General features: G+C 65.3%; 12 protein-coding genes and 1 pseudogene. 10 read left to right on the top strand and 3 right to left on the bottom strand.

The features are described 5' to 3' along the window. Positions 1–231 precede the first annotated feature (231 nt). Positions 232–504 (bottom strand): protein usg, encoded by a 273-nt coding sequence (locus tag K5Q19_RS00170; RefSeq protein ID WP_066114524.1) that lies wholly within the window; start codon positions 502–504, stop codon positions 232–234. Positions 505–785: 281 nt separating this feature from the next. Here K5Q19_RS00170 and groES point away from each other — a divergent pair, with 281 nt between their 5' ends. The 3 genes from groES to K5Q19_RS00155 all read left to right on the top strand — a co-directional run bounded on the left by groES (position 786) and on the right by K5Q19_RS00155 (position 4,002). After that, on the top strand, positions 786–1,100 hold the full coding sequence (gene groES, locus K5Q19_RS00165; RefSeq protein WP_273302076.1) for a co-chaperone GroES: 315 nt from the start codon (positions 786–788) through the stop codon (positions 1,098–1,100). 60 nt (positions 1,101–1,160) lie between these two features. Beyond that, positions 1,161–2,780 (top strand): chaperonin GroEL, encoded by a 1,620-nt coding sequence (gene groL / locus K5Q19_RS00160; RefSeq protein WP_273302073.1) that lies wholly within the window; start codon positions 1,161–1,163, stop codon positions 2,778–2,780. Between the two features lie 406 nt (positions 2,781–3,186). Continuing rightward, positions 3,187–4,002, top strand: coding sequence for a hypothetical protein (locus tag K5Q19_RS00155; RefSeq protein WP_292939517.1), 816 nt, complete (start codon positions 3,187–3,189; stop codon positions 4,000–4,002). Here K5Q19_RS00155 and K5Q19_RS00150 read toward each other — a convergent pair. Both K5Q19_RS00150 and K5Q19_RS00145 read right to left on the bottom strand, forming a co-directional pair. Next, positions 3,896–5,242 carry a tetratricopeptide repeat protein gene (locus K5Q19_RS00150; RefSeq protein WP_273302070.1) on the bottom strand — a complete coding sequence of 449 codons (1,347 nt, stop codon included), beginning with the start codon at positions 5,240–5,242 and terminating at the stop codon, positions 3,896–3,898. The two genes, K5Q19_RS00155 and K5Q19_RS00150, sit on opposite strands and share 107 nt — an antisense overlap. A 19-nt stretch (positions 5,243–5,261) precedes the next feature. After that, positions 5,262–6,620 carry a hypothetical protein gene (locus tag K5Q19_RS00145; protein WP_273302069.1) on the bottom strand — a complete coding sequence of 453 codons (1,359 nt, stop codon included), beginning with the start codon at positions 6,618–6,620 and terminating at the stop codon, positions 5,262–5,264. Positions 6,621–6,776: 156 nt separating this feature from the next. On the opposite strand from K5Q19_RS00145, the gene K5Q19_RS00140 reads away from it, so the two are divergent. From K5Q19_RS00140 to K5Q19_RS00110, 7 genes and pseudogenes are all read left to right on the top strand, one after another. Continuing rightward, positions 6,777–7,634, top strand: a complete 858-nt coding sequence (locus K5Q19_RS00140) for a hypothetical protein (protein ID WP_137775472.1) — start codon at positions 6,777–6,779, stop codon at positions 7,632–7,634. Positions 7,635–7,796: 162 nt separating this feature from the next. Further along, positions 7,797–8,675 (top strand): Ku protein, encoded by an 879-nt coding sequence (locus K5Q19_RS00135; RefSeq protein ID WP_273302067.1) that lies wholly within the window; start codon positions 7,797–7,799, stop codon positions 8,673–8,675. Positions 8,676–8,677: 2 nt separating this feature from the next. Beyond that, positions 8,678–11,139: pseudogene (gene ligD, locus K5Q19_RS00130) on the top strand (DNA ligase D). Between the two features lie 198 nt (positions 11,140–11,337). Next, positions 11,338–12,642, top strand: a complete 1,305-nt coding sequence (locus K5Q19_RS00125) for an MFS transporter (protein WP_273302065.1) — start codon at positions 11,338–11,340, stop codon at positions 12,640–12,642. A 17-nt stretch (positions 12,643–12,659) separates the two neighbouring features. Continuing rightward, a complete protein-coding gene (locus K5Q19_RS00120; RefSeq protein ID WP_273302063.1) occupies positions 12,660–13,274 on the top strand; it encodes a gluconate 2-dehydrogenase subunit 3 family protein in 615 nt (204 codons plus the stop codon). Positions 13,275–13,289: 15 nt separating this feature from the next. Then, positions 13,290–14,981 carry a GMC family oxidoreductase gene (locus K5Q19_RS00115; protein ID WP_337957755.1) on the top strand — a complete coding sequence of 564 codons (1,692 nt, stop codon included), beginning with the start codon at positions 13,290–13,292 and terminating at the stop codon, positions 14,979–14,981. Positions 14,982–14,992: 11 nt separating this feature from the next. Continuing rightward, a complete protein-coding gene (locus tag K5Q19_RS00110; RefSeq protein WP_273302058.1) occupies positions 14,993–16,093 on the top strand; it encodes a ThuA domain-containing protein in 1,101 nt (366 codons plus the stop codon). Positions 16,094–16,121: the final 28 nt, after the last annotated feature.

Below are 16,121 nucleotides of genomic sequence, written 5' to 3'. Positions count from 1 at the left end.
TGGTGGGGCATGCCCCACCACCAGCAGCACCTAAATCTCCACCGAAAATTACACCACGAGCGCGGACGCTAACGTCCCCCGTCTGGAAGCCACTTCAGTGAAAGCGGACGGACCAATTTGTCATCTAATGCTGGTTACGTGACCAAAGCCTGCAGCATCGCCTTCTCGATTGGCGAGAAGTCGTCGGCTGGGCGTCCGATGCTGGCCCTGCACCGCATCGGTTCGCTGCCGTTATTGAATGCAACGGACAGCGTCGGTTGGTCTCCAGGTGCGCGGGCCCATATTGCGGTCGTTGGCGATCGTCACCGAGTGCAGAACCGCCTCGATATCGCGGCGCCACGTGTCGAGAAAGCGGCGCAGCCCGGGATATTCGGGGGCTTCGTCATATTGCTGCCAGACGAACAGCTGCAGCAGCGAAGGATGGTCGGGCAGATAATAGGCGATCTCCACGGTCGTCAGGCTGTAGCCCAGAAGCTGCAACCGAAAATCCTGATCTCCCGCCATGGTACGTTCTCCCGATGCTGTTCAGATGGCCTTTGCGAATAGGTGTGATAATCGTCGGCAAATCTCTGTCGAACAGCGGGCCGTGTCAAGGACGCTTGCAGCGCAAATCCCTTCTATCCCATTGATATGATGTAATTTGCTGGCACTCGCTGGCGGCGAGTGCTGAAATTTTGAGCGGCCCTCTTGAACTGCCCGGACAGGCTTACAATTTTGCCGCTCGCCTCCTGCTGGAGTCTCCGGGGGAGGCTTTCCATCAACGTTTTTGCAATTGGAGGTTATGCATGCATTTCCGTCCCTTGCACGATCGCGTGCTGGTTCGCCGTATCGAGGCCGATGAGAAGACGGCCGGCGGCATCATCATTCCCGACACTGCCAAGGAAAAGCCGCAGGAAGGCGAAGTGGTCGCCACCGGCCCGGGCAGCCGTACCGACAAGGGCGAGCTGATCACGCTGGCGGTCAAGCCGGGCGATCGCATCCTGTTCGGCAAATGGTCGGGCACCGAGGTCAAGATCGACGGCGAGGATCTGCTCATCATGAAGGAGAGCGACATCCTGGGCGTGGTCGAGACCGTGGCCGAGCTGAAACAGGCGGCCTGACCTTTCCCGTCGTCATTTCCATTTGTTCAACCGAAATCTGGAAAAAGGAGGTAGGCCATCATGGCTGCCAAGGAAGTAGTGTTCGCAGAAGACGCACGCGCCCGGATGCTGCGCGGCGTCGATATCCTCGCCAATGCGGTCAAGGTAACCCTGGGGCCCAAGGGCCGCAATGTGGTGATCGACAAGAGCTTCGGCGCGCCGCGCATCACCAAGGACGGCGTGACCGTCGCCAAGGAAATCGAGCTCAAGGACAAGTTCGAGAACATGGGCGCGCAGATGCTGCGCGAGGTCGCTAGCAAGCAGAATGACAAGGCCGGCGACGGCACCACCACCGCCACCGTGCTGGCCCAGGCCATCGTGCGCGAGGGCGCCAAGGCCGTCGGTGCGGGCATGAACCCGATGGACCTCAAGCGCGGCATCGATCTGGCGGTCAGGACCGTGGTCGCCGATCTCGAATCGCATGCCAAGAAGGTTGAATCGAACAGCGAGATCGCGCAGGTCGCGACCATTTCGGCCAATGGCGATCAGGAGGTCGGCCGTATCCTTGCCGAAGCCATGGACAAGGTCGGCAATGAAGGCGTGATCACGGTCGAGGAAGCCAAGAGCCTCGAGACCGAACTGGAGACCGTCGAGGGCATGCAGTTTGATCGCGGCTATCTCTCGCCCTATTTCGTGACCAATGCCGAGAAGCTGCGGGTCGAGCTGGAAGAGCCCTATATCCTCATCCACGAGAAGAAGCTGTCCAACCTCGCACCGATGATCCCGCTGCTCGAGCAGGTGGTGCAGTCGGGCCGTCCGCTGCTGATCGTCGCCGAGGATGTCGAGGGCGAGGCGCTGGCTACGCTGGTGGTCAACCGGCTGCGCGGTGGCCTCAAGGTCGCGGCCGTGAAGGCGCCCGGCTTCGGCGATCGTCGCAAGGCGATGCTCGAGGATATCGCCATCCTCACCGGCGGCAATGTGGTCAGCGAGGAACTGGGCACCAAGCTGGAAAATGTTACCATTCCCATGCTCGGCCGCGCCAAGAAGGTCATCATCGACAAGGACAACACGACGATCGTCGACGGCGCCGGACAGCGCAGCGACATCGACGGCCGCGTGGCGCAGATCCGCGCGCAGATCGAGACCACGACCAGCGACTATGATCGCGAGAAGCTGCAGGAGCGCGTCGCCAAGCTCGCCGGGGGCGTGGCGGTGATCCGCGTTGGCGGCGCGACTGAGGTCGAGGTCAAGGAGAAGAAGGACCGGGTGGACGACGCGCTCCACGCGACGCGTGCTGCGGTCGAGGAAGGCATCCTGCCCGGCGGCGGCATCGCGCTGCTGCGCGCTATCAAGTCGCTCGAAGGGCTGAAGGCTGCCAATGACGACCAGCAGTCGGGCATCGACATCGTCCGCCGGGCTTTGCGCGCGCCTGCCCGCCAGATTGCGGAGAACGCGGGCGAGGACGGCGCGTTCATCGTCGGCAAGCTGCTCGAGGCCAACGAATATTCGCGCGGCTTTAACGCAGCCACCGGCACCTATGAGGATATGGTGGCAGCGGGCGTGATCGATCCGGCCAAGGTCGTGCGCACCGCGCTGCAGGATGCGGCGTCCGTAGCGGGCCTGCTGATCACGACCGAAGCGATCGTGACCGAAGCGCCGAAGGAAGACCGGGCTGCGGCCACGCCGCCGATGGACTTCTGATCTGATGCACATGATGGGTTGGGGGCAGCGCCCAGTCTGCTCCCGACCCACTTCAAGTCATAACGCCACGCCACACGAACAGGCGCTGAACGTCGGCTTCCGGCAAGAGCTGACGCTGAGCCTGTGGCATCGGAACGACGGGTTTGTCCCAGTTCAAGCCATTCAGATCCTTCGGGCACCCGCAATCCAGCGAGAGGGCCCTGGGTCGCGTTTGGGGCAATCACTGGACATCGTGCCGCCCCCTATCGGCATGGGCCAAAGGCTCGAGGTCCGATGGTGTTTGGCCTGAGCGGCGTCAGACAGGATCGCGCGGCCGTCTGCGCACGCCTCGACATTCCGCCCTGGTTGGATCAGTGTCGATCGCATGACCCGCATGGCGAACGCTCCAAGACCGTCCATCTCCTTCATGCCCTGGCTGATCGCGGCGCTCGCTTCGCTTGTGGCTCCGCTGCTGGCGATGCAGGCGCTGCTCGGATCGCCATCGCCGACGCCATGGGTGCTGGTAGCAGGACCGATGCTCGCGCTGGGGCTGATGGGGGCTGGGATGATCACCTCTGCTGCAGCCGGGCGTTTCCGGATCGGCGTGCTGATGGCCTTGCTGGCTGCGATCTGCCTTGTGCTTGCAGCGCGCATGATGGGAATGCCATCGCTGCCCCATCCGGTTGCCATGAGCCTTGCCTTTGTCGCCGCGAGCGTCAGTTTTGCGGCGCGGGGCAAGCTGTTCGCCCGCAGCGCAGCCGACAAGGGCTGGTGGATCGCGATCTTCGTGGTCGCTGGCGAAGCTGCGATGCTTGGCACGGCGGCGGCCATGCCGGGGGCTCTGCCGGACTGGCTGCTGGTGCTGCTGCCGGCGCAATGGGCCAGCATGGCGATCCAGACAGCGCTGATCGGCGCCGGAACGATTGCAGCGGGCTCCGCGCTGGTCGCGCTGGCAGGCACGGCAGCAGTGACGTTGCTGGTCGCGCGGCTGCTGCCCCGGCGCTGGCCCTATGCGCTGATGTTTTCAGCCTGGCTGGGCCTGTCCGCGCTGGTGTGGCATTACCCGCCGCCAGCCCCCTCGCACGCAGACCTGGGCGGCATTGATACCGCGTCAGCCGATATCGGAACACCAGCCGCTAGCGCGTTTTCCGCACCGGGCGCGGACAGGCCGCATGCAGCTGTCGCAGCGCCGACCAGACCGGCAGCGAAAGCTGCGCCGCATCGTCCACGGTCAGCGCAGTGATCTGCCAGCCATCGTTCGTGGGGCCGAGCTCCAGCGCGCTGCTGTTGCGGACCGCCAGCGCGGTCGGCGGACGGAGATCGATGATGCGGCTGGCGGGCATATAGCCATAGGCATCGTCGCTGGCGCCGAGCTGGTCCGACAGCGACACCACCAGCTCGCAGCCCGATGCGGCATATTGCACGGCCGATACCTTGCGCCGCGACCAGAAGCGATAGTTGCTGGTCCCCTTGACCTGCCGAGCGCCCATGAAGAAACCAAGCTTGCCCTCGCGCGCCAGCCGCGAGAGATAGGCGACCCTGCCGACGGGCGATGCTGCAGTTTTCAGCATATCGGCCTGGTTCGCACCGATGATGTCGGACAGGCGCAGCAGGAATTGCGGGTCCTCCAGCAACGCGGCCATGCCCGATAGCGCGGCCAGGAAATCGAGATCGACGAGATTGCGGCGCGCAAGCTCCTTGAGCGAGGCTTCCAGTTCCTCTGCCGATCCCGAGGCCGCCGCAAGCTGCGCCTGGGTGCGGTAGATTTCGGGATAGGCCGGATCGGCAGCAGCGGCGGCGCTGAGCGCCGGGCGCGCTTCCGCCAAGGGCACGCCGGCCGCTTCCTTGACCTTGGCTGCAGCGATCTGGCGCAGCACAGGCTGCAGCTTGCCAAGCTCTGCCTCCGCGCTGTCGGCTGCGGGACTGCCGGGCAGCGATTCGCGCACCTGTCGCAGCACGCGCGCTGCATCGACCGGCTGGTTCAGGCGCCCGGCATAGAGCTCTGCAGCCTTGAGCGCATAATCCGGTGCGTTGCGCCCGGCGGCCCAGCCCTCCTCGTACAGCCTCGCAGCCTTGCCGATCAGCCCTTCGGCCAATGCCGCATCGGCTGCGCCGACATTCTGGTTGCCCGTTTTCAGCGAGCGGATGGTGAAGACCAGCTTCTCGACCGCCGCTCGCGCGCTGGCGGGCGCCTGCGCCAGCGCCTGATTGGCCTGCGTTTCCGCCGCGTCATATTGCTGCAGCCCCATATAGGCCATGGCGACATAATAGCTGGCGCGATAATCGGCCGGGTCGACGCGCAGCGCGTCCTTGGCGACCGCGAGCGCTTCGATATAGCGATCTTCGGACAGGAGCTGTTTAGATGCCTCGATCTGGACGTCGTTCGCCCCCTGCAGCGCCAGCGCAGGCGCAGCCAAGCCCCATGCGGCGACGGCGAGCAGCAGCACCGGAGCCGTGCTGGCGGCGAGGCGCCTGCGCATCATGCAAAGTCCCTTCATCCGGTCAACTGCCAGATCCGGGCGTATTGGCGAGTTGCTGCTCGCGCGCCTGAGCCTCGGCCTGGCGACGCGCCTCTTCCTGCTGGCGCTCGAGCGCCGCCGCGGCCTCCTGCTGGCGCTTCAGCTCCAGCGCTGCAGCCAGCCTGGGTTCGACCTGTGCCAGGGCGCGGTCGAGCTTCGCGAGTTCCTGGCTGGCCGAGCTGTTGTATCCGGGAGCGGTCCCGATGATGAGGCTGCTCGCCCGCGCGATGAATTCCGCGACGCGTGGCAGGATCTCGCCGAAACCGGCGGCATCATATTTGCCCATGCGGAAGGTATAGCCTGCCCCGGCAATGCTCGGGCCGTCGCTGCCGCGTCCCATCAGGGTGGTAAGGATGTTGAGATAGCCCGCGAGGCCGAATGCCGTGATCCTGGATGCGACCTCGTTCGCGGTGGACTGCACGCTCGCGGTCTGTCGCTGCGCGGTGTTGTCGTTGTTGGTCAGGCCCGTCGCCATCCGCGCGCGATCGTCGGCATGGCGGTCCTCGCATTTGGCCAGCGCATCGCTCCAGGTGCGGGCATCGGCGATACAGGCCTGCAAGGCCGGGATGGTCTGGGCGGTACCGGCATCCCTGATGACCGCATCGATCTGGCGGCTGATCACGGTGCGCTGCTGAACGTAATCCTGCGCATCGAAGGCAAACTCCTGGCGGATGATGCCGCGTTCCATGCTGGTGGCCGTACGCCACAGCCCCATGCCCTCGAACAGCTGGCTGCGGATCGCATCGATATCGGGCGACAGCTTGGCGAGCTTGGCCTTGGCATCGCGCAGCTGCTGCGCCAGCCGGTCGATGCCCTGTTGCAGTTCGCGCTCCTTGGCGGCGATCTGCTCTGGCGTGGGCTTGATGATCGACTGGCCCGAATGCGGGAACTGCTCACCCTTGGAGATGATGTCGGACTTGGTGCGCCCGCAGCCCGAGCAGAACAGGCCCTGGCGATATTCGTCGAGGATCGCCTCCTTGTTGCGGATGGCTTCGTTGAGCTTGTCGGTCAGCTGCTTCTCTTCGGTCTGCAGCTTGCCGATCTGATCGGCCGTAGCCCCATAGGCCCGCACCAGCGACAGGATGGCGCTGGTTACGCTGTTCGCCATGTCGCGGGCATATTCGGGGCCCTTCCAGTCGGGCGGACGGTTCGAGCGGGTGGCCAGCGCCTCGGTGCCGACGCGGCTGCTGCGCAGGCGGGTCGGGTCGAGCAGATCCTGCGCTGAGGCCAGGTTCGCCCCCATGGCCGGGAGCGCGACCAAGCCGGCCACGACGGCACGACGATCAATGGAGCCCCGGTCTTCATGGCAGCACGGGCACCCCGTGCCGTGTCGATCGTCCATCGCACACCCCTTTGCGATCTTGCGGTTATGTTGACGACCCTTTTTGCCATGGATAATGAAATCGCACCGCCATGGCAACGGGTGTACCGAGCCAAGCGATTGAATTGTCTTGCCTCAGCCGCCTGGCGCATGAGGCCATCGGTCGGAGCCTGGACGTTGAAAATAGCCGCTATCCTGTCCGCCGCCGCTCTTGCCCTCGCATCGGCCGCCTTGTCGCCGGCCGAGGCCCAATCGGGCTATTATCCCGTCTTCTGCCAGGGCATCGCCGTGGGATCGGGCGGCAACAGCATGTTCCTGTCGTCCGGCTTCTACCAGGCGCTCAGCACCCCGCCAGAAGGCTATCTGATCACCGATGCGACGCTGACGGCTGAATTTGCCAAGGCGGTCAAGGCGCAGACCGGCGAAACGGTGCTGGGGCAGACCTGCTATACCCGCGCCGACCGCCAAGAGCTGGAGGCCTTCATCGCCACCACCCGCGCCTCGAACGGGGGCAACTGGAAGCTGGTCGACGTGACCTGGCTGCCGACGGGCGCCTATCCGCTGACGACGAACCTGGCCGATCTTCAGCCGGGCGGCGGCCCATCGCCTCGCGCCACCCCTGCTCCCGCCGCGCCTCCGGCATCGAGCGCCGCGGCTGCGGCACGATCGGCAGAGGCGGACCGGGTGGCCGTGGAACTGCGCCAGCGCGAACAGGCCGAGCGGGCTGCGGCAGCCGCACAGGCCGAAGCCGAGCGGCGGCTGGCCATCGCCAAGGCCGATGAGGAGCTGCGCGCCGTCAACGCCCAGCAGGCGCAGATGGCCGAAGCCCAGCTGCGCAAGAATGCCGAGGAGCAGCGGATCTTCGAGGAAAAGCAGCGCGTCTACGAGGAGCGCCAGCGCGCCTTTGCCGCTGCCGAGGCGAAATACCAGGCCGAGGTCAAGGCCGCCGCCGAAGCGCGCAGGAAATGGGAGGCCGATGTCGCAGCCTGCCAGGCTGGCGACACGACGCGCTGCGCGCCTGCTCCCCAGCCATGATGGCAAGCGGTTGACGCCCTTCGGGGCCCAGGCCGCGTCAGCGCACCGGGCGAAGATGGCAGCCAGGGGGAACCATGGCGCGCGGCAAACCGTTGCGGCCATGGAGATACAGCCCATCGGACCCCGCCATTGCCGCGTCGTGTCCCTGCAAGGAGGACCGTCATGCCCGCCCGCCCATCGTGGAAAGGCCAGATACGGCTGGCGCTGGTATCGATTCCGGTGGAAATCTACCCTGCGACGAAAAGCGGCGCAGGCATCCGTTTCCGCCAGATCCACGAGCCGAGCGGCCAGACGATCAAGTATGAAAAGACCGTACCCGGCATCGGCCCGGTCAAACCGGCGGATATCCTCAAGGGCTTCGAGTATGAAAAGGGCAGCTATGTGCTGCTCGACGAGAAGGAGATCGAGGCCGTCCGGCTCGAAAGCCGCAAGACGCTCGAGCTCACCCAGTTCGTGTCGCTCCACGACATCCCCGTGCTCTATTACGAAAAGCCCTATTTCGTGGTCCCCGCCGACGATCTCGCCGAAGAAGCGTTCATCGTGCTGCGCGAGGCGCTCGAACGGGCGAAGAAGGTCGGCCTGGGCCAGCTGGCGATGCGCGGGCGCGAATATATCGTCGCGCTTCGCCCCTGCGGTCGTGGCATCATCATGGAAACGCTGCGCTATGCCGACGAGGTCAACAAGGCAGCGTCCTATTTCCGCGAGATCGGGGATGAGAAGCCCGATGACGAGCTGCTCGAACTGGCGACGGCGCTGATCGACAAGAAGACCGCGCCGTTCGATGCAGGCGAGTTTCACGACCGCTATGTCGATGCCCTGCGCGACCTGATCGACACCAAGATGAAGAACAAGGGCAAGCGCGTCACGCCCGATGACGAACCGGCAGCGCCTGCGGGCGGCAATGTCATCGACCTGATGGCCGCGCTCAAGAAATCGGTCAACGCCAAGGCAGCGAGCACGGGAGACGCCAAGCCGGCGGCAAAGCGCGCTGCCGCGAAAAAGCCGCCCGCCAAATCCGCGGCCAGGCGCAAGGCAGGCTGACCGTGGCGGATCGCACGCCCGATCCGCTTGCCGAATATGCCGCCAAGCGCGACTTTGCCCGCACGCCCGAGCCCGACGCTACGCCCGCCCGCCGCAAGGGCAAGCAGCCGCCGATGCTGGTTGTGCAGAAGCACGATGCGACGCGGCTGCACTGGGATCTGAGGCTCGAGGCGGACGGCGTGCTCAAGAGCTGGGCGGTGACGCGCGGCCCCAGCATCGATCCGCAGGACAAGCGGCTCGCGGTCCGGACCGAGGATCATCCCCTGTCCTATGCGGATTTTGAGGGTGTGATCCCGGCGCGTGCCTATGGCGGCGGCACGGTCATGCTGTGGGATAGCGGGCATTGGGAGCCCGTGCCCGGCAAGAGCGCGAGCGACATCGACAAGGGCCATCTGCATTTCATCGCCCACGGCCAGCGAATGCGCGGCGAGTGGATTCTCGTGCGGATGAAGCCGCGCGCGGGCGAGAAGCGCGAGAACTGGCTGCTGCGCAAGGTCGAGGATGGCGAGGCCGGCCAGGGCGACGGGCTGGTCGAGCGCGCGCTGACCAGCGTCAAGACCGGGCGCACGATGGACCAGATCGCCTCTGGCACTGCCCCAGTTGCACCCCGGCGCAAGCGCGCAAGCGCAGCAGGATCACGTGCCAAAAGCCCCGTGCCCGCCTTCCATCCGCCGATGCTGGCGACGCTGGTGCACCAGCTGCCTGGAGGCCAGGACTGGCTGTTCGAGGTCAAGTACGACGGCTATCGCTGCCTGGTCGGCTTGGGCAAGGATGGCGCGATCGGCTGGACGCGCACCGGGCTCGACTGGAGCGACAAGTTCCGTTCGGTACTCGATGCCATGGTGCAAGTGCCCGCAGCTTCGGCGCTGTTCGACGGCGAGATCGTGGCGCTGGACGAAGACGGTCGCCCCAGCTTCTCCGCCTTGCAGCGCGCGCTGAAATCGGACGGGCCGCTCAGCTATTTCGCCTTCGACCTGCTCGCGCTCGATGGCGAGGACCTGACGGAGCGGCCCTTGGCCGAGCGCAAGCAGCGGCTCGCTGAGCTGCTCGAGCGGGTGGACCCGCCGATCTTCTATGCCGATCATATCGAGCGCGACGGGCGCGCGCTGTTCCAAGCGATGGTCGACAAGGGCTATGAGGGCGTGATCGCCAAGCGCGCCTCGAGCCGCTACGTCGGCGAGCGCAGCCATGCCTGGCTGAAGATCAAGGTCGAGCGCCGCGAGGAGTTCGTGATCATCGGCTGGATCGCCAGCGCCAAGCGCGGACGGCCCTTTGCCTCACTGCTGCTGGGCCAGCATGAAGGCGGCCAGCTGGTCTATAAGGGCCGCGTCGGCACCGGCTTCGATACCGAAACGTCGGAAGAATTGCAGTTGCAGCTCGCCGACCTAGCGCGGATCGAGCCTGCCATTGTCGATGCCAAGGCTGTGGCCGGCAAGGCGCACTGGATCGAACCCGTACTGGTCGCTGAGGTGCGCTATGCCGAATATACGCATGACGGGGTGCTGCGCCATGCAAGCTTCATCGGCCTGCGCGGCGACAAGCCAGCAGCCGAGGTGACCGGGGAGATCGAGATGAACCAACCTGCAGGCTGGATCGCGCCCCAGCCCTCGATCCGCATCACCCATGCCGACCGGCCGCTGTTCGGGGCTGATGGCCCGACCAAGGGCGATCTCGCGAGTTGGTACGAGGCGGCCGCCCCGCTGATGCTGCCCTTCATCGCCAACCGCCCGGTGGCGTTGCTCCGCTGCCCGCAGGGGATCAGCGAACAATGTTTCTTCCAGAAGCACGTCCAGAAAGGCTGGGGCAAGGAAGTCGGCTCGCTGATGATCGAGGAGGCCGATGGCTCGACCGATCCCGTCTTTGTGCTGGGCGACAAGGCCGCGATCCTGCGCTGCGTGCAAGTGGGAGCCATCGAGTTTCACGGCTGGGGATCGCGCGCTGACGATATCGAGCATCCCGACCGGCTGGTCTTCGATCTCGACCCCGATGAAGGCATCGGCTTTGCCGATATCGCCGCTGCCGCCCGGCAGATGCGCGATCACCTCGCCGATATGGGGCTCGTCACCTTCCCATGGTGACCGGCGGCAAGGGCGTTCATTTGATCGCCCCGCTCGACCCGGGCGCGGACTGGGCAGCAACCGAGGGGTTCGCCAAGAGCTTTGCCCAGGCGCTCGAACAGGCCGAGCCCCGGCGCTACACCGCATCCATGTCCAAGGCGCGCCGCAAGGGCCGTATCTTCATCGATTGGATGCGCAATCGGCGCGGATCGACGGCGGTCCTGCCCTATAGCGTGCGTGCGCGCGATGGTGCTCCGGTCGCAGTGCCAGTCGCATGGGATGATCTCCCGTCGCTCGCTGGCGCCAACCGCTTCACTCTGCGCGATCCCGGAGCGATCCTGGACCATGCCAGCAGCGTTGGTGACGATTGGGGCAAGGCCAGCCAGACGCTGACCATCGCGGACTAGCCCCTGCCGACGCCAACGGGCGCTTCGCGCTACCCTCGGCGCGTGCGCCGGAGCATCCGCGCGCCCGGATCAATTATAAAATTGCGGTTCTAATAAGAGCAATCCCATGCTAGATGATGGCACAATTGTCGTGGCAAAATCCCACGGGCGACCGGGATCACGGTTGCCGGCAATGGCCGCAACGGGGAGGAATGTGTCATGGCAGCATCGCATGCCACGCGAAGAACCATATATTGGCTATGCGTGCTGGCGCTGTTCAACGCCGCCTTTGCCAACGCCATCCGGGTCGGGGCAGCAGGAGCCATCAAGTCCGCCTTGCTCGACCCGATCGACGCGCGGCATTCGGGCGAGATGGTCGGAGCGGTGCTGGGCAACGCGTTTCTCGGCTTTGCGCTCAGCCTTCTGGTGATCAGCCCGCTGCTCGATAGGTTCGGCGCGCGGCGCGTGCTGCTGTTCGCCGGTGCCTGCTTTATCGTCGGTCCGCTTCTGGTGCTGATATCGGCGCATGCCGGGCCGAATGTCATGCTGCTGCTGAATGTCGCGATGGTGATCTGGGGCTGCGGCTGGGGGGCGACCGAGGCCTCGATCAACCCTGTGACCGCCCGCCTGTTTCCGGACGACAAGACCGGCAAGCTCAACAGCCTGCACGCCTGGTGGCCGATGGGGATCGTGCTCGGCGGCCTGCTGGCGATTGTCGTGCAGCAGCAGCTTGCGATGGACTGGCGCTGGCTGGTGGCCATGCCCCTGCTGCCCGGCGCTGCGCTTGTCATTCTCGTGCTGCGGCGCCCTTTCCCTGCCATCGCCAGCGTCGAAACGGGCACCAGCTTCCGGACGATGCTGTCCGAGCCATTCCGTCGTCCCGGGTTCTGGATCTTCTTCGGCATCATGCTGCTGACCGCGTCGGCAGAGCTCGCGCCTGCGGCATGGGTCGATGTCGCGCTGACCCAGACCGTCGGCATGCCGGGGATCGTCGTGCTGGTCTATGTCGCTGCGGTCATGTTCGTGATGCGGCATTTTGCCGGATCGCTTGCACACCGCCTGTCGGACATGGGGCTGCTGCTGATCTGTACCCTGCCGGCGTGCGCGGGGCTGTTTCTGCTGTCTCGAGCCGACACGCCGACAAGCGCGCTGATGGCTGCAACGCTCTGGGCGATCGGCGTGTGCTTCATGTGGCCGACAATGCTCGCCGCAGTGGCGCGCCGCTACCCGCAGAGTGGTTCCTGGGGGATCGGGCTGATCGGCTTTGCGGGGGCGATCGCCATCTATTTCGTGCTGCCGCAACTGGGCCGGATCTATGACGAAGCCAAGATCGCCAGCGCAGGCGGAGCAGAAGCCTTTGCTGCGCTGGCACCCGGATCGGCGCGGATGCAGGCAGTGCTGCGGGATGCGGCAGAGATATCGTTCCAGACGGTGGCGGTCATCCCGGCGGTGCTGCTCGGCATATTCGCGCTGCTCTGGCTTTGGGAGCGTCGCGTGCACGTCGCAGGATCGGCGCGCGCTTGAAAGGGGAAAGCAGGACGATGCACATAGCGATTGAAATCGACAGGCGCACGGCGCTGCACGGCATCATGGCGCTGCTCGGCGCGACGGCGGCAGCGGGATGCGGCTATGTGCCCGGATCGGACGCGCGCGCCACTCTGGACGAAGGTCAGCTGAAACTGCTCGATCTGGTGGCCGATACGATCATTCCCCAGACCGACACGCCCGGCGCAGCCGAGGCTGGCGTGCCAAAGCGGCTTGCGGCGATGTACACCGACTGGGCATCTGATGAGACGCGCAAGGCGCTGTCCGGTGCGCTCGACCGCATCGGCGAAGGCGCAAGGGCGGCCACCGGCAAGGATTTCTCGGCGCTGTCGCCGGACGAGCGCCTTGCCTTTCTGCGCGACCACGAGGCCGCTGCGCTCAAGCCCGTCCCACCCAAACCCGGTGCGCCAAAAGGCACGTTCATCGCGCCGGTGGTTTCGGTCGCCGATGTCGGATACCACACGCTCAAGCAACTGATAGTGGGCCTCTATTTCAGCAGCGAGATCGGCCTGACCCAGGAACTGATCTACGAGCATGTGCCGGGCCCATGGCAGCCATCGATCCCGATCACCCCGGGCATGCGCCCGTTCGCCACGCTCGGCCCTTTCTGATCGGAGATCATGCAGATGTCTTTTGATGCCATCGTCATCGGTTCGGGCATGAGCGGCGGAATGGCCGCCAAGGAGCTGTGCGAACGCGGGCTGAAGGTTCTGGTGCTGGAGCGCGGCAAAAATATCGACCCGGCCAGGGACTATATGGACCACCAGATGCCCTGGGAATTTGCCAACAACATGCAGGTGCCCGAGGACGAGGTCGCGCGGGACTATCCAGTGCAGAGCCAATGTTATGCCTTCAATGAGGCGACGAAGAAATTCTGGCCGAAGGACAGCGAACAGCCCTATTCGACGCCCGAAGACAGACCGTTCACCTGGATCCGCGGCGATCATCTGGGCGGGCGTTCGGTGATGTGGGGGCGGCAGAGCTATCGCCTGTCCGAAATGGATTTCGAGGCCAATGCCAAGGATGGGCACGGTACCGACTGGCCGATCCGCTATGCCGATCTTGCCCCTTGGTACGATCATGTCGAGCGGTTCATCGGCGTTGCCGGATCGAAGGAAAGCCTGCCGCAGCTGCCCGATGGCGAGTTTCTGCCCGCATTCGAGCTGAACGATGCCGAAAAGCAGTTCAAGGCGGCGGTCGAGCAGCGCTTTGCCGGGCGCAAGGTGATCTCGGGGCGCACCGCCAACCTCTCGGTCGCGCAGCCGCACCACGAGGAACTGGGCCGGGCCAGCTGCCAGAACCGTTCGATCTGCGAGCGCGGTTGCAGCTTCGGCGCGATGCATTCCAGCCTCACCTCTTCGCTGCCCGCAGCGAAGCGCACCGGCAACCTGACCATCGTCACCGATGCGATCGTCCATTCGATCGAGCACGACCCGAAGACCGGCAAGGCGACCGGGGTGCGCGTGATCGATGCGAAGACGAAGGAAGGGCGTACTTATCAGGCGCGGATCATCTTCCTCAACGCCTCGACCATCGGCACCGCCCAGATCCTGCTCAATTCGGCATCCGAGAAATTCCCACGCGGGCTCGCCAACGGATCGGACCAGGTCGGGCGCAACTTGATGGATCACATGTACGCGCTGATCACCATCGCGATGTTCCCGGGACCGGAGGACCGCTATTATCGCGGACGCCGCCCGACGGGGCTGTACATCCCGCGCTTCCGCAACGTCACCGAGCCGGGCGAAGGCTTCGTGCGCGGCTATGGCTACCAGGGCGGCATCTCGCGCGCGGGCTGGCGCGGGGCAGCGCTGCAGCCGGGCGTTCTTGGCGCGGAGATCAAGCAGCGCGCGCATACCATCGGGCCATGGACCGCGTTTCTCGGCGGCTTCGGCGAGATGCTGCCCAATCCGGAGAACCGGGTGACGCTGCACGCCACGCGCAAAGACAAATGGGGCCTGCCGATCCCGCATATCGATTGTGCGCACGGCCCCAACGAGAAGGCGATGATCCAGCATATCCAGGCCGATGCCAGGGCGATGCTCGAGGCTGCAGGCGCCAAGGTGGTGATGCAATCGCCCGAACCGGGCAAGCCGGGCCTGGGCATCCATGAAATGGGTACCGCGCGCATGGGGCGCGATCCTTCCACCTCGGTACTCAACGCCTTCAATCAGGCGCACGAGGTGCCCAACCTGTTCATTACCGACGGCGCGGCGATGGCCTCGTCGGGATGCCAGAACCCCTCGCTCACCTATATGGCGCTGTCCGCGCGCGCGGCGGATCATGCGGTCAAGCTGATGAAGGAAAACGTGCTGTGAAGCGATTGTCGATGCTCCGTCCGCTCGCAATGGCCGCGCTCGCGCTCGGCGTACCCGGCCAGCTGAACGCGCAAGCCGTCACAGACTGCCCGCTGCGCGACAAGCCCTTTTCGGTCGAGAGCCCGCTGATCGACGTGCTGCTCAATCCCGAGGCGCGCAGGTTGACCCAGGCGGCTACGGGTCAGGATTTCGACAAGACCCCACCTGCCTTTACCGGCACCACCCCGCCGACCTTCGCGGCGATCCTGACGGTGGCCAAGTTCGCCGCGTTTGTCGGCGTGCCCGCAAGCGCGCTCGGCCCGCTCGATGCGCAATTGCGCGCGCTGCCGGTCACTGCCGAGGACAGGCAAAAGCGCTGCCAGCGCTATGACAATGACCGCCCGGCCATCGCCCTGCCCCGCGACGGCAAGCCGCGGCTGCTGCTGTTCGAAAAGATCATCGGCTTCAAGGACACGCCCTCGGTCAATGCCGCGCATGCCGCGTTCCTTGCCGTGGCCGAGCGCAAGGGCTGGCATATCGTCGCGACCGACAAGGCCGGCGCCTTCAACGCGAAGACGCTGGGCCAGTTCGATGCCGTCATCTGGAACAATATCTCGGGCGATGTGCTGACCTTGGCGCAGCGCAAGGCGTTCAAGTCCTTCCTGCAGCGCGGCGGCGGTTTCGTCGGCATCCACGGATCGGCGGGCGATCCGGCCTGGTTCTGGGACTGGTATGCCGATGATCTGCTCGGCGCGCGCTTTATCGGCCATCCGATGAACCCTCAGCTTCAGGAAGCGCGGATCGCGGTCGATCGCGATCACCCGCTCGCCAAGGCGCTGCCGGCGGAATGGCGGATGACCGATGAATGGTACAGCTTCGGCACCAACCCCCGACGGATCGGCGCCAGGGTGCTGCTGACACTAGACGAGAGCACCTACAGTCCGGTCGGCATCAAGGGCGAGGATCTGCGCATGGGCGACCATCCCATCGCCTGGACGCACTGCATCGGCAGGGGACGCATCTTCTATTCCGCGATCGGCCATGCGCCCGAAACCTATGCGCAGCCGCAGAATATAGCGATGCTCGAGGCCGCGATCGGCTGGGCCGCAACCGAGCGCAAGGCCTGCAACTGACCGCCGGACTTTCCGTGCAGACCAGCCT

This window comes from Novosphingobium sp. (genome assembly GCF_019748365.1).
In the GTDB taxonomy this organism is placed as follows: Bacteria; Pseudomonadota; Alphaproteobacteria; order Sphingomonadales; family Sphingomonadaceae; genus Novosphingobium.
The sequence above is the reverse complement of the archived record's forward strand: the minus strand, read 5'-3'. Positions and strand labels throughout refer to the sequence as shown.